This window comes from Micromonospora sp. NPDC049203, assembly GCF_043197215.1.
In the GTDB taxonomy this organism is placed as follows: domain Bacteria; phylum Actinomycetota; class Actinomycetes; order Mycobacteriales; family Micromonosporaceae; genus Micromonospora.
Genome location: NZ_JBICSV010000001.1, coordinates 572,678 through 585,372, shown reverse-complemented (window position 1 = coordinate 585,372; position 12,695 = coordinate 572,678). Strand labels below are relative to the sequence as shown.

Annotated in this window: 13 protein-coding genes; 5 read left to right on the top strand and 8 right to left on the bottom strand. The window is 72.8% G+C overall.

Translation table 11 applies throughout. From position 1 onward, the window contains the following. Positions 1-31 precede the first annotated feature (31 nt). Complete coding sequence (locus tag ACGFIA_RS02725) at positions 32-2,392, top strand: RICIN domain-containing protein (protein WP_393258600.1); 2,361 nt, start codon at positions 32-34, stop codon at positions 2,390-2,392. Positions 2,393-2,467: 75 nt separating this feature from the next. Further along, entirely contained in the window at positions 2,468-3,205 is a 738-nt protein-coding gene (locus tag ACGFIA_RS02720) for a Clp protease N-terminal domain-containing protein (RefSeq protein ID WP_357390256.1), read from the top strand. A 49-nt stretch (positions 3,206-3,254) separates the two neighbouring features. Here the strand turns inward: ACGFIA_RS02720 and ACGFIA_RS02715 are convergent, their stop codons facing one another. Beyond that, positions 3,255-3,773, bottom strand: coding sequence for a hypothetical protein (locus ACGFIA_RS02715; RefSeq protein WP_357390254.1), 519 nt, complete (start codon positions 3,771-3,773; stop codon positions 3,255-3,257). Between the two features lie 108 nt (positions 3,774-3,881). After that, positions 3,882-4,064: a DNA repair protein gene (locus ACGFIA_RS02710; RefSeq protein ID WP_357390252.1), complete on the bottom strand. Its 183-nt coding sequence runs from the start codon at positions 4,062-4,064 to the stop codon at positions 3,882-3,884. A gap of 229 nt (positions 4,065-4,293) precedes the next feature. On the opposite strand from ACGFIA_RS02710, the gene ACGFIA_RS02705 reads away from it, so the two are divergent. After that, complete coding sequence (locus ACGFIA_RS02705) at positions 4,294-4,959, top strand: GNAT family N-acetyltransferase (RefSeq protein ID WP_357390250.1); 666 nt, start codon at positions 4,294-4,296, stop codon at positions 4,957-4,959. Between the two features lie 206 nt (positions 4,960-5,165). Here ACGFIA_RS02705 and ACGFIA_RS02700 read toward each other — a convergent pair whose 3' ends face one another. The 4 genes from ACGFIA_RS02700 to ACGFIA_RS02685 form a co-directional block, all read right to left on the bottom strand. Further along, on the bottom strand, positions 5,166-5,861 hold the full coding sequence (locus tag ACGFIA_RS02700) for a TetR family transcriptional regulator (RefSeq protein WP_357390248.1): 696 nt from the start codon (positions 5,859-5,861) through the stop codon (positions 5,166-5,168). Further along, on the bottom strand, positions 5,806-6,282 hold the full coding sequence (locus ACGFIA_RS02695) for a DCC1-like thiol-disulfide oxidoreductase family protein (RefSeq protein ID WP_357390246.1): 477 nt from the start codon (positions 6,280-6,282) through the stop codon (positions 5,806-5,808). Before ACGFIA_RS02695 ends, ACGFIA_RS02700 begins: the two co-directional genes overlap by 56 nt. Further along, a complete protein-coding gene (locus ACGFIA_RS02690; protein ID WP_357390244.1) occupies positions 6,279-6,713 on the bottom strand; it encodes a hypothetical protein in 435 nt (144 codons plus the stop codon). The genes ACGFIA_RS02695 and ACGFIA_RS02690 overlap by 4 nt, the downstream gene beginning before the upstream one ends. Before the next feature lie 119 nt (positions 6,714-6,832). Further along, entirely contained in the window at positions 6,833-8,287 is a 1,455-nt protein-coding gene (locus tag ACGFIA_RS02685; RefSeq protein WP_357390242.1) for a glycoside hydrolase family 3 N-terminal domain-containing protein, read from the bottom strand. A 124-nt stretch (positions 8,288-8,411) separates the two neighbouring features. On the opposite strand from ACGFIA_RS02685, the gene ACGFIA_RS02680 reads away from it, so the two are divergent. After that, a complete protein-coding gene (locus ACGFIA_RS02680; RefSeq protein WP_357390240.1) occupies positions 8,412-9,617 on the top strand; it encodes an ROK family transcriptional regulator in 1,206 nt (401 codons plus the stop codon). A gap of 92 nt (positions 9,618-9,709) precedes the next feature. Here ACGFIA_RS02680 and ACGFIA_RS02675 read toward each other — a convergent pair whose 3' ends face one another. Both ACGFIA_RS02675 and ACGFIA_RS02670 read right to left on the bottom strand, forming a co-directional pair. Further along, positions 9,710-10,720 carry an ABC transporter permease subunit gene (locus ACGFIA_RS02675; protein WP_357390238.1) on the bottom strand — a complete coding sequence of 337 codons (1,011 nt, stop codon included), beginning with the start codon at positions 10,718-10,720 and terminating at the stop codon, positions 9,710-9,712. Beyond that, positions 10,717-11,721 (bottom strand): ATP-binding cassette domain-containing protein, encoded by a 1,005-nt coding sequence (locus ACGFIA_RS02670; protein ID WP_357390236.1) that lies wholly within the window; start codon positions 11,719-11,721, stop codon positions 10,717-10,719. The genes ACGFIA_RS02675 and ACGFIA_RS02670 overlap by 4 nt, the downstream gene beginning before the upstream one ends. A gap of 132 nt (positions 11,722-11,853) precedes the next feature. Here ACGFIA_RS02670 and ACGFIA_RS02665 point away from each other — a divergent pair, with 132 nt between their 5' ends. Continuing rightward, positions 11,854-12,693, top strand: coding sequence for an ABC transporter ATP-binding protein (locus ACGFIA_RS02665; protein ID WP_393258077.1), 840 nt, complete (start codon positions 11,854-11,856; stop codon positions 12,691-12,693). The last annotated feature ends 2 nt before the right edge of the window (positions 12,694-12,695 follow it).

Sequence of the window (12,695 nt, the reverse complement as noted above, 5' to 3'; positions counted from 1 at the left end):
GATGAGCCGAGGACATGTGGCGTGGCGACGGATGGCGTCGGCGGCGGTGGCCGCGATGGTGACGGCGCTCGCGCTGACCGTCCCCGCCGCGCCGGCCCGGGCGGCGACCGCCCTCACCGTCAACGGCGCCTCCGGCGGGCGCGCGCTCGACGGGGTCGGTGCGGTCAGCGGCGGCGGCGGAAACAGCAGACTCCTGATCGACTACCCGGAGCCGCAGCGCAGCGACATCCTCGACTACCTGTTCAAGCCGGGTTACGGCGCCGCGATGCAGCTGATGAAGGTGGAGATCGGCGGCGACACCAACTCCACCTCCGGCGCCGAGCCCAGCCACGAGCACACCCGGGGCGGCGTGAACTGCAACCGGGGCTACGAGTGGTGGCTGATGGAGCAGGCGCGGGCGCGGAACCCCGCCATCGCCCTGGTCGGTCTGGCCTGGGGAGCGCCCGGCTGGATCGGCAACGGCAACTTCTGGTCCACCGACTCGATCAACTACCTCGTCGGGTGGCTGGACTGCGCGGCGACGCACGGGCTGACCATCAACTACCTCGGCGGGTGGAACGAGAAGGGCTACAACACCACCTGGTACAAGAACCTGCGCTCCACGCTCGACTCCCGCGGCTACGGCAACGTGAAGATCGTCGCCTCGGACGACTTCGGGTGGGGCGCCGCCGACGACTCGCTGCGGGACCCGGCGTTCGCCAACGCGGTGCAGGTCTTCGGCAGCCACTACGTCTGCGGCTACCGCAGCGCCCAGACCAGCTGCCCCAGCTCCGCCAATGCGATCTCCACCGGCAAGCAGCTGTGGGCCAGTGAGAACGGCTCCGACGACTACAACGCCGGCGCGCCGGCCCTCGCCCGGGGCATCAACCGCGGCTACCTCGACGGCAGGATGACCGGGTACATCAACTGGCCGGTGATCGCCGCCATCACCCCCAACATCCCGTGGGCGACCACCGGTGTGGCGGTGGCGCAGCAGCCGTGGTCCGGCGCCTACTCGATCGGCAAGAGCACCTGGGTGATGGCGCACACCACCCAGTTCACGGCGCCGGGCTGGCGCTATCTCGACTCGTCCAGCGGCTACCTCGGGGGCAACCGCGGCAACGGCAGCTATGTCTCGCTGAAGTCCACAAACAACAGTGACTGGAGCACGGTCATCGAGACGCAGGACGCCGGCTCGTCCCAGCAGCTCGACGTCACCGTCACCGGCGGGCTCTCCGCCGGCACCGTGCGCGTGTGGGCGACGAACCTCAGGTCCAACAACAGCGCCGACCACTTCGTCCGGGGCGCCGACATCACACCGAACGGCGGGCGCTTCTCGCTCACCGTCCAGCCCGGCTACGTCTACAGCATCACCACCACGAGTGGGCAGGGCAAGGGCACGGCTGTCAGCCCGGTCCAGGGCACCCTGGATCTGCCGTACCGCGACAACTTCGACAGCTACGCCACCGGGCGCGAGGCCCGGTACCTGATGGACCAGCAGGGCTCGTTCGAGATCGTCGGCTGCGGTGGCGGCCGGACCGGACAGTGCGTCCGCCAGATGTCCGAGCAGGCGCCGATCTACTGGACGTCCGGCCAGGCCGAACCGTACGCCCTGCTGGGCGATCTGACCTGGCGCAACTACACGGTCTCCTCGGACGTGCTGCTGGAGAAGCCCGGCTACGCCCAGCTCATCGGCCGCGGCAACACCTACAACCACCAGGGCCCGCAGAACCTCAACGGCTACTACTTCCGGGTCACCGACGGCGGGGCCTGGTCGATCCGGAGCAACAACACCAGCGGCAACTGGCGCACCCTGGCCAGCGGCAACACCGCGACGCTGGGTACCGGACGCTGGCACAACCTCTCGTTGAAGCTCAACGGCAGCACCCTCACCGCGGCGATCGACGGCACCACCGTCGGCACCGTGTCGGACTCCGCCTGGGTGGCCGGCCAGATCGGGTACGGCACCGGCCAGGGCGTCACCGCCCAGTTCGACAACCTCGCGATCACGCCGGGCGACGGTTCCAGCGGCCCGACCGGAGAGGTGCGCAGCGCGAGCGCCAACCGCTGCCTCGACGTCAACGGCGCCAGCCAGGCCGACGGCGCGGTCGTGCAGATCTGGGACTGCAACGGTGGGCCCAACCAGCAGTGGACGGTCGGCACGAGCAACCAGCTCACCGTGTACGGCAACAAGTGCCTCGACGTCCCGGGCGCCGCGTCCGGCAGCCGTGCGCGGATCATGACCTGCACCGGCGGCAGCAACCAGCAGTGGCGGCTCAACGCCGACGGCACCATCGTCGGGGTCGGCTCGGGTCTCTGCCTGGACGTCAACGGGCAGGGCACCACAAACGGCACCGCGGTGCAGATCTGGACCTGCAACGGCGGCAGCAACCAGCGGTGGGTGCGCGGCTGACCCGCAGGGGTGGAACCTCGATCGCATCGTCAACCGAGGGTTGACCGCCACACATCGTCAACCTATGGTTGACGCATGGAGGAGACCGAACCGCACAAGATGACCCATCCGGTACGCCTCGACGACCTCATCGACGGCATCAAGAAGGCACACACCGACGCGCTCGACCAGCTGGCTGACGCGGTCCTCGTCGCCGACCACCTGGGCGACGTCGCCGACCACCTCATCGGGCACTTCGTCGACCAGGCCCGCCGCTCCGGCGCCTCGTGGACGGAGATCGGCCGCAGCATGGGCGTGACCAAGCAGGCCGCCCAGAAGCGTTCCGCCGCCAAGGCGGAGACCGCCGCCACGCTCGACCCGAACTCCGGGTTCGGCCGGTTCACCCCACGCGCCCGCAACGTGGTGCTGGCCTCGCAGGAGGAGGCGCGGGCGGCGGGCAACGCCGAGGTCGCCCCGGGACACCTCGCGCTCGGGCTGCTCGCCGAGCCGGAAGGGCTGGCCGCCGCGACGATCGTGGCCCGGGGCGTACCCCTGGAACGGCTGCGGGAGGCCGTCACCGCGGCGCTGCCGGCGAAGGCCGATCGGGTTCCGGACGTCATCCCCTACGACGCGCGTGCCAAGAAGGCGCTGGAGCTGACGTACCGGGAGGCGCTGCGGATGGGCCACAACTACATCGGTACGGAGCACATCCTGCTCGCCCTGCTGGAGGAGGAGGGCGACGACGGGGTGCTGCGCGGGCTCGGCCTGGAGAAGCCCGCGCTGGAATCGGCGTTCGAGGCGGCGCTGGCCGAGATCACCCGGAAAGGGGCCTGACCCCGCGCCGGGCACGCGTCACGAGGGCGCGTGCCCGGGAGGCGGGGTGTCAGGCGGCGGTGGGGAAGCCGTACCGGGCGGCGTGCTCCGGGTCGGCGGGGTCGACCTGGCGGATGCCGGCGTCGGCCAGGCGCTTGTTCACCTCGTCGAGGTGTTCCCGGACCAGCCGGGCCTCCTCCTCGGTGACCCGGCCGCGATGCGGGCGCCCGGCGTGCTCGATCGTGCCGTAGTCGATCTTCTCGGTGGTACGGCGGGCCTTCGGCGGCTTGACCCGCTCGGCGGTACGCAGCAGTCGCGCCATCGGCACGTCGGTCGCCATCGCGTCGAACTCGCTCGCGGTCAGCACCACGCGACGCGGCTCGCCGTGGCCGTGCCGGTCGTGGATCTCCACCACCGCGACGTCGAGCGCCGCGTCGTCGATGCTCTCCACCTCGACCGGGGTGGCGTCGAGCTGCACGGGGCCGGCGACCAGATCCGGATGCTCCAGGACGACGACCTTGACCACCTCGTCGTCGGGGCTCAGCACCCGGCCGGTGAAGTCGGAGACGTGGATCGTCTTCTTGCCCATGCGCGGAGCTTCTCCTGTCGTAGGCCGGAAATCGGACCACAAGACGCTACCGCACAGGTGTGCGAAGGCCGGTACGCCGCCCGGGCCGGTGTGTCGTCGCCCGCCCTTTCAGAGCGGGGTCAGGCCTTGCCGCGAGGCGGCGGCCGGCTGGGCGTTCACCTCGGCCCAGGAGGTGGCCCGGTCGCGGCGCTCACGGTACGCCGGCTGCGCCGGGAATCGTCCGGCGTCCGCCGCAACCCGCCAGCCGCGCTCCGCGTCCTGCTGGAATCGGTCATTCGGTTCGTGAGGCATGACCACTACCGTCCCAGAGAAACTTGTACATGTATGGAAATGGATGTGACGCAGGGTCGATGCCTTCGGTTCCGCGAAGCGCCGGAATCCTGCGGCCGGTGGCGGAAGCGGGAATCGGCACCCGTCGCTGGCGTGCCGACCCTCTACCCATCGGCCGCGCGTCTCAACCCCGGTGCGATCGGCCGATTCCGCGGGCACGGGCGCGGCGGCACGGCGTACCATGATCACTATGCTCGACCGGCGGGTCTTCCTTCATCTGGCGACCTGGTTGGGACAGTGGCCGGCGGGCCCCGGGCTGCACGTCGTCCGGTCCTACCGCCGCGCCCGTCCGGCCTGGGACGGGCGGCTGCGCCCAGCCGTCGCGGTGACGGCGGACGGCAGCACCGTCCTCTCGGTCGCCGCGGACCGGGTGGAGGCGGTACGGGCGCTGGTGCGTGACCGGCCGATCGGGGAGTGGCTGCCCGCTCTGCCGGGCGCGGTCGGCACACCCGAGTTCATCGCGCACACCTCGGTCCTGCGCTGGTGCACCGACCCGGCGCCGCTGCCCGAGGTGGGCGAGTGGGTGCCGCCCACGCTGCCCGGACTGCCGCCGTGGCTGCGGCTGTTCGACCGGGAGGTGCTCGTGGTCCGGGGCGCTGACGGCGCGTACCGGGCCGGCGTGGGGATCAAGCGGCACGACGCGTACGGGCACGAGCTGGCGGTGGGCACGGTGCCGGCGGCGCGCGGGCGCGGCCTGGCCCGGCGGCTGGTCGCGCAGGCCGCGCGCCGGGTGCTGGACGAGGGGGCGATCCCCACCTATCTGCACGACCCGGGAAACGCCGCGTCCGCGCGGGTGGCCGAGGCGGCCGGATTCCCGGATCGGGGCTTCACCGCGTTCGGCGTCTTCCCCCGTTGAGCCGGTGCTGCCGCCGAGCCGGCGGATTCCCGCTGACCGGTCCGGCGCGGACCGTGGATCCCGGGCCGGATCCACGGTCCGCAGCTTTCCTCCCAGGCCCCGGCATCGGTAACGCTATGTGCTAGAGCCGGTGGTGAACAAGGGGTGCGTCGCTGTCCGGTAATGGACTCTCACCTGCGGGATCGTCAGTCACTGGGTCAGTCGGGTCAGTGACGCAGCGTGCTTATCAGGGCGAGGGTCTGGCGGGTGACCGGGCGCAGCACGCGCAGCCGCGACAGCGCCACCAGCCGGTCCACGAGCGGCACCACGCCGTCGATGAGCTGCCGGGTCTTCACCTGCCCGTCCGAGCGGTCGTGCACCCAGTAGAGCACCACCCCCATGTAGCCGAGCCAGAGCAGCTCGGGCAGGGCCTCACGCAGCTCGGCGTCGAGCTTGGCGGTGGAACCGGTCAGCGCCTCACGGAACAGCGCTATCGACATGTCCCGGGGGGCCGACGACTCGGCGGAGAACGGGCTGAGCGGGGAGGTCGGCTCGGCCGCCGTCTTGAAGAAGGCGCCAGCGAACGCGTGGTACGGGCTCAGCACGTCGATGCCCGCGTGCAGCACCCCGGCCAGTCGCGGGCCGAAGTCCCGTTCCCGGGCGAGCACCGTGTCGGCCGCCGCCCGGTGCTCGCGCTGGGTGCCCGCGTAGAACTCCTGGACCAGGTGCTCCTTGGAGTCGAAGTAGTAGTAGGCGTTGCCCACCGCCACGCCCGCCTCCTGGGCGACCGCGCGCATCGTGGTGCGCGCGTATCCGCGCTCGCGGAACAGCCGCATCGCGGTGTCCAGGATCAGCTGGCGGGTCTGCTCACCCCGGGCCGTCGACCCGCTCGCAGCGGTCGTCGGCACACTCTGCTCGGTCATCGTCGTCACCGTATCCCGGTTCCCGGATCCGCTCGCGGACCGCGGAGGCGGTCGCCACCACCCGCCGGGCCAGCGGCAGCAGGTGCGGGCGGGCCAGCCGCTCGGCCGTGCCGCGATGTTCGGCGAGCGCCCAGAGGCAGGCGAACCAGGCGCCGTCGCCGCGGTAGACCGCGCCGGTGTCGGCCACCACCGTCAGATCGCGCAACGTGGCGTCGTGGTCCAGCCCGGGAAAGCGCCGCCGGGCCTCGGCGGACCCGGCCGGCACGAACTCCAGCGGTACGAGCTGGGCACGCGAGGCGAGCCACCGCTTGGCGGCCCGGCACATCGGGCAGCCCGCGTCGTACAGGACGGTGAACCAGCGGATCCCACCGGCCCCGTGCCCGGTGGGATCCTGCTGGTGCCCGCCCGCGGCGGACGTCACCGGGCCGGCGGGTTCGGCCCCGCCGGTACCGGTCCGCCCTGCGGCGGGAGCATTCTGACCGGCGGCAGCGGCGGGTGGGTGGCCTGCTGGCGCAGGCGGCCGCGCCGGTATCGGCCGAGTGCGAAGACGTTGAAGAAGTGCAGCGCACCCAGCACCAGCAGGACCAGCCCCACCTTCATGGAGAGCTGCTCCAGCGCCTGGCTGGTGTCGCCGACCGGGTCGGACTCCTTCATGGCCACCGTGACGTAGCCGAGGTTGAGCAGGTAGAACCCGACCACCAGCAGGCTGTTCACCGCCTCGGCCAGCCGGCTGTCGGCGAACACGTCCTGCAGGAACACCAACCCGTTGCGGGACAGCGCCCGCGCCACCCAGATGGTCAGACCGATGCTCACCGTCAGGTAAGCCAGGTACATCCAGACCTTCGCGTCCATCCCCCGTCGCCCCTCTTGAACGTGTTCAAATTCAGGGCCTGAGCGTACGACATATTTTGAATGCGTTCAATAGTGCGGCCCGCCGTTCGGGAAACAGCGGGCCGGGAGTGGGGAGTGGGTCAGGCCGTCAGGCGGAGCACCTCGGCGGCGGCCCGGCCGTTGGCGTGGCTGGCGCCGTGGGTGGCGACGAAGGCGCGCGCGCCCGCCGGCCGCCACGCACCAGGCCAGCCCATCTCGACCACCGTCACCTGATGCGTGGCGGCCAGCGCCTCGACCAGCTCGCGCGCGCCGGGCAGGCGGTGCAGGTGTCGTCCGACGAGCACGATCGGCCGGTCACCGGCGAGCCGCCGGACCTGCTCCGGGTCGGTCTCGCCCGCCACCGCGCGGGCCTGCTCGACCCCGGCGGCCAGGTGCGGGCCGAGCCCCCACGGCACCCGGCCCTCGGCGATGGTGGAGGTGGCGTGCACCTGCACCACGAGCGGCGCGGTGGCGCGGGTGAGGTCGCCCTCGACCCGTACCGCCCGCAGCGCGGCGGCGTAGCCGAGGCCCGCGACGGCGGGCGGCCGGGCGGCGGCGGGGCCGGTGGCGGCGGCGAGCGCCGCGGTCCGGCCGGCGGCCTCCTCGACCCGCTCACGCGCCAGCCGGCCGTCGCCGATCGCCGCGACGATCTCGGCGGCGACCGACTCGACCAGTTCGGCGTCCACCCGGGCGCCGACGCAGAGCAGATCCGCGCCGGCGGCCAGGGCCCGGACCGCGCCCGGACCGACCCCGCCGGCGGCGAGCACCGCGCCCTTCATCTCCAGCGCGTCGGTGATGACGGCGCCGGTGAAGCCGTACTCGACGCGCAGCAGGTCGTGCAGGACCGCGCGGCTGAACGTGGCCGGGCCGTCGCCGGTCAGCGCCGGCACCCGGATGTGCGCTGTCATCACCGCGCGGACGCCCGCGTCGACCACGGCGGCGAACGGCGGCAGGTCGCGTTGCCGAAGGACCGACGGCGGCACGTCGACTGTGGGCAGTTCGTGGTGCGAGTCGGCGACCGTGGCGCCGTGCCCGGGGAAGTGCTTGGCGCAGGCGGACACGCCCGTCGACTGGAGACCGGCGACGGCGGCGGCGGAGTGGACCGCCACCCGTTCCGGGTCCGCCCCGAACGAGCGGGTGCCGATCACCGGGTTCTCGTCGGCGGTGTTCACGTCGACAGTGGGTGCCAGGTCGACGGTGATGCCCAGAGCGGCCAGTTCCGCGCCGATCGCCGCGTACACCTGCCGGGTGAGGCCGGGGTCGTCCACCGCCCCGAGCGCGGCGTTGCCCGGGTACGGGCTGCCGGTGGCGTGCGCCAGCCGGGTGACGTCGCCGCCCTCCTCGTCGATCGCGAGGATCACGTCGGAGCGGCCGGCGCGCAGCGCCGCGGTGGACGCCGCCACCTGGGCCGGGTCGTGGATGTTGGTGCCGAACAGGGTGTGCCCGGCGAGCCCGTCGGCGAGCAGGTCGACCGCCCAGTCCGGCGGGACCGGTCCCGGGTACGCGGCCAGCAGCGTGCCCAGCGCGAGCCGGCGCAGTCCTGGATCCAGACCCACGAGTATCCCCTTTCCCTGCCGGGTCGTCCGACCGCTGCGGACGGGGGCGGCCGATACGCTAACGGGCACCCCTCGGCAGGCGTTTTGTGGTTAGAAAACTTTACTGAAAATTGAGGACGTTGGCATGAGTGCGACCCGGCTGCCCGGCACCCCCCGACTCCTGCGGGCGCTCAACGATCGTGCGGCGCTGGAGCTGCTGCTCGAACGCGGCCCGCTGACCCGGGCCCGGATCGGTGAGCTGACCGGGCTGTCCAAGGTCACCGCGTCCCAGCTCGTCGAGCGGCTGGAGGAGCGCGGCCTGGTCGCCCGGGTCGGCGAGCAGGCCGGCGGGCGGGGCCCGAACGCCCAGCTCTACGCCGTCCGGCCGGGCAGCGCGTATGTGGTGGGCGTGGACGTGGGCGCGGAGCGGGTGGTGGCGGCCTGCGCCGACATCACCGGCACCGTGGCCGGCCGGGTCGAGCAGTCCACCAAGGACACCGACGACCCGGTCGGCGTGGTGCACAACGCGGTCGTCCAGGCGGCCAGCAGCGCCGGGGCGGAGCTGTCCGCCGTCCGGCGCGTCGTGCTCGGCACCCCCGGCCTGGTCGACCCGCAGACCGGCGACATCACGTTCGCGTTCAACCTGCCGCGCTGGCACAGCGGCCTGCTCGCCGCGCTCCGCGAGGACCTGGACACCCCTGTCGTCTTCGAGAACGACGTGAACCTGGCGGCGGTGGCCGAGGCGCAGTCCGGCGCGGCCCGGGGCACAGCCGACTTCGTGCTCGTCTGGGTGGACGCGGGCGTCGGCCTGGCGATCATGCTGGGCGGGCGGCTGCACCACGGCAGCAGCGGCGCGGCGGGCGAGATCGGCTACCTGCCGGTGCCGGGCGCACCCATCCCGCGCGACGTGTCCAAGCGGGCCAAGCCGGCGTTCCAGCAGCTCGTCGGCGCCGACGCGGTACGCGCGGTGGCAGCCGAGCACGGTTTCGCCAGCCCGGACGCGGCGGAGCAGGGCGTCGCGGCGGCCCGGGCGGCCGAGGTGGTACGCGCGGCCATCGCCGCCGGCACCGCCGGTGGGCCGATGCTCGACGAGCTGGCCCGGCGGCTGGCGCTCGGTGTGGCGAGCACCTGCGTGGTGCTCGACCCGCCGCTCGTGGTGCTCGCCGGCGCGGTCGGACAGGCCGGCGGCGCGGCGCTTGCCGAGCGGGTGCAGCACGAGGTCGCCGCGATCACGCTGGTCCGGCCCCGGGTGGTGACCACCGGGCTGACCGAGGAGCCGATCCTGCGCGGCGCGCTGCGTACCGCGCTGGACGCGGTGCGTGACGAGGTGTTCGGCTCGACGGTCGGCTGACCGCGTCGTGCACCCTGGCGCCATGTGAAGGAATCCTTCATCATGGCGTCAGGGTTCGCAAGGAGTTGCCGGGTCGGGGCGCCGTCCGTCTGTCAGATCAGGTCGCGGCGGCGGAACACGGTGAACGCCGCCGTCACCAGCGCGCCGGTGAGCCCGAGCAGCACCACCAGCCCTGACGGCCAGGTCAGCGTGTAGGAACCGTCGCAGTAGCCGGAGATCCCGGGACCGCAGGAGTTGTTGTCCCAGAGCCGCACCTCACCGGACAGCCACGCCGTCAGATAGCTGGACAGCATGTACCGGTCCGGCCGGCCCACCTGAAGGATCTGGAACACCAGCCTCGCCCCCAGCTCCCACACCACCACGTACGCGGCCACCGTGCCGAGCGCCGCCGAGGTGTGCCGGCCCAGCGTGGCCACGGCGAACCCGAGCGCCGCGGCGAGCAGCACCAGCACCAGCCCGCGTACCCAGATCGCGGCGAGCGACGGCCAGAAGTCGCCGCTGGTACGCCCGACCAGCCCGGAGGCCTGGCCGATCAACCAGAACGCCCCGAGGTACGCCACCGACGCCAGCACCGACAGGCCGAGCAGGCCGCCCAGCAGCGTGCCGAGCTTTGTGGCGAGCACCGTCTGCCGCCGGGGCCGCCACAGCAGCAGGTTGACCACCCCGCCCGAGGTCAGGTCGGCCCCGATGTAGGAGGCGCCGACCAGGAACCCGAACAGGGTCAGGAACGCGATCAGGAAGTAGAGCAGCGGCTCGGCCTCCTTGGCGAAGACGAAGACGCCGCTGAGGTAGTCGGCCGCGCTCGGCAGCTCCTCGATCTGCGCCGGGTCGATCTGGGCGCAGTCGCGCGGCAGGTAGTCGTTCTCGCTCGGCGGGAGCGAGCCCTCCCGGATTCGCAGGCAGCGGTCGTACGTCATCTCCATCTGGCGGACGCTCTCCGCCGCCTGCGCCTGGGCCCGGCTCAGCTCCGCCGGGCTCGGCCGGTGCGAACCGGCGAGCGTGGTCACCACGGTCACCGCGAAGGCGACACCCAGCAGCACCACCATGAGCTGCACGAAACGCCGGGCGGCCAGCCGCTCCAGCTCGGCCCGGACCAGGTTCACGCGTCCACCTCCCGGATCTCCCGGACGTCGAGATCGATCACTCCGTCGCGCGGTGGCGCGCCGTCGACCTGCCGTGGCACCGCCACGTGTTCGTCGCCGCCGGTCAGCTCCAGGAAGACGCTCTCCAGGTCCGGCCGCAGCGGGACCAGCTCGCGTACCCACACGCCCTGCTCGCCGAGCGTCCGGCTGATCGTCTCCGGATCCACCACACCGGTCACCACCAGGTGGTCCGGCTCGACGGACACCGACAGGCCAGCCCGGCCCAGCACCTGCCCGGCCTGCTCCGGGGCGGCCACCCGTACCCGCCACTGGTGCTTGTCGAAGCCGGCCAGCACGTGCGCCACCGGCCCGTACGCGACCCGCCGTCCCCGGCTCACGATCGTCACGTGGTCGCAGATCAGCTGGATCTCGGCGAGGATGTGGCTGGACAGCAGCACCGTCACCCCGGCCTCGGCCAGCGACCGGGTCAGGTCGCGCATCTCCCGGATCCCGGCCGGGTCCAGCCCGTTCGCCGGTTCGTCAAGGATCAGCAGTTCCGGGCTCTTCAGCAGGGCCGACGCGACCGCCAGCCGCTGCTTCATGCCCAGCGAGTAGCCCTTGACCCGCTCGTCGCCCCGCTCGCGCAGCCCGACCTGCTCCAGCACCTCGTCCACCCGGATGGTCGGCACACCCCCGGCCAGCGCCAGCAGCCGCAGCGTCCGGCGCGCGGTGAAGTTGGCGAAGAACTGCGGGCTCTCCACGATCGCGCCGACCCGCCCGGACACGTCCGGCAGGCGCTCGGGTGACTCGGCGCCCAGCACGCGCATCCGCCCGGCGTCCGGCCGGACCAACCCCAGCAGCGCGCGCAGCGTGGTGGTCTTCCCGGACCCGTTCGGCCCCAGGAAGCCGTGCACCTGACCCGCCTCGACCAGCATGTCGAAGTCGTCGACGGCGATCCGGCGGCCCTGACGCAGCGTGTGGAACGTCTTGCGTAGACCGGCGATCTCGATGACCGGGCTCATCCGCGCTCCTCCCGGCAGCGGTCGGTCATGGGTGTCCTTCCGGAAGCGGTGACCAACGACACGGCGCCCCACCCTATGGCGGCGGCGCCGCCCGTGGGGGGCGCCGGGCCGGGTGCGTGATTGGATGGAGCGGTGACTGGTGACCTGATCCCCGGCGCCCCGGGCGCCCTCGCCCCCTCGACCGTGGACGCGGATCTGGTGGTCAGCCTCGACGGGGTCGGCGTCAAGCGTTCCGGCACGGCGCTGGTGCACGACGTCGACTGGCAGGTCGAGCTGGACGAACGGTGGGTGGTGCTCGGTCCGAACGGCGCGGGCAAGACGACGCTGCTCAATCTGGCCGCCGGGCGGCTGCACCCGACCAGCGGCGTCGCGCACGTGCTCGGCGAGCGCATCGGCCGTACCGACGTCAACGAGCTGCGTACCCGCATCGGCCTGTCCACGGCGACGCTCGCCGAGCGGATCCCCGCCGAGGAGCGGGTCGTCGACGTGGTGGTGACCGCCGCCTGGTCGGTGGTCGGCCGCTGGCGGGAGAGCTACGACCGCACCGACGAGGCCCGCGCCGCCGCGTTGCTGCACCAGCTCGGCGTCGGCCACCTCACCGGCCGCGTGTACGGCACGCTGTCCGAGGGCGAGCGCAAGCGGACGCAGATCGCCCGCGCGCTGATGACCGACCCGGAGCTGCTGCTGCTCGACGAGCCCGCCGCCGGGCTCGACCTGGGTGGGCGCGAGGACCTGGTGGCCCGGCTGGCCGAGCTGGCGTACGACCCGGACGCGCCGACAATGGTGCTGGTCACCCACCACGTCGAGGAGATCCCGCCCGGCTTCACCCACGCGCTGCTGCTGCGCGAGGGCGGCGTGGTGGCGCAGGGCCTGCTCGCCGACGTGCTCACCGCCGACAACCTGTCGAAGACGTTCGGCCTGCCGCTGGTGGTCACGCGGTCCGGCGACCGCTGGGCCGCCCGCGCCGCCTGAGC

Coding starts and splice junctions, on each gene's coding strand:
- ACGFIA_RS02705 (WP_357390250.1), top strand. CDS start 4,294: ATGCTCGACCGGCGGGTCTTCCTTCATCTGGCGACCTGGTTGGGACAG.
- ACGFIA_RS02700 (WP_357390248.1), bottom strand. CDS start 5,861: ATGACCGAGCAGAGTGTGCCGACGACCGCTGCGAGCGGGTCGACGGCC.
- ACGFIA_RS02715 (WP_357390254.1), bottom strand. CDS start 3,773: ATGGGCAAGAAGACGATCCACGTCTCCGACTTCACCGGCCGGGTGCTG.
- ACGFIA_RS02710 (WP_357390252.1), bottom strand. CDS start 4,064: ATGCCTCACGAACCGAATGACCGATTCCAGCAGGACGCGGAGCGCGGC.
- ACGFIA_RS02725 (WP_393258600.1), top strand. CDS start 32: ATGGCGTCGGCGGCGGTGGCCGCGATGGTGACGGCGCTCGCGCTGACC.
- ACGFIA_RS02680 (WP_357390240.1), top strand. CDS start 8,412: ATGAGTGCGACCCGGCTGCCCGGCACCCCCCGACTCCTGCGGGCGCTC.
- ACGFIA_RS02670 (WP_357390236.1), bottom strand. CDS start 11,721: ATGAGCCCGGTCATCGAGATCGCCGGTCTACGCAAGACGTTCCACACG.
- ACGFIA_RS02720 (WP_357390256.1), top strand. CDS start 2,468: ATGGAGGAGACCGAACCGCACAAGATGACCCATCCGGTACGCCTCGAC.
- ACGFIA_RS02690 (WP_357390244.1), bottom strand. CDS start 6,713: ATGGACGCGAAGGTCTGGATGTACCTGGCTTACCTGACGGTGAGCATC.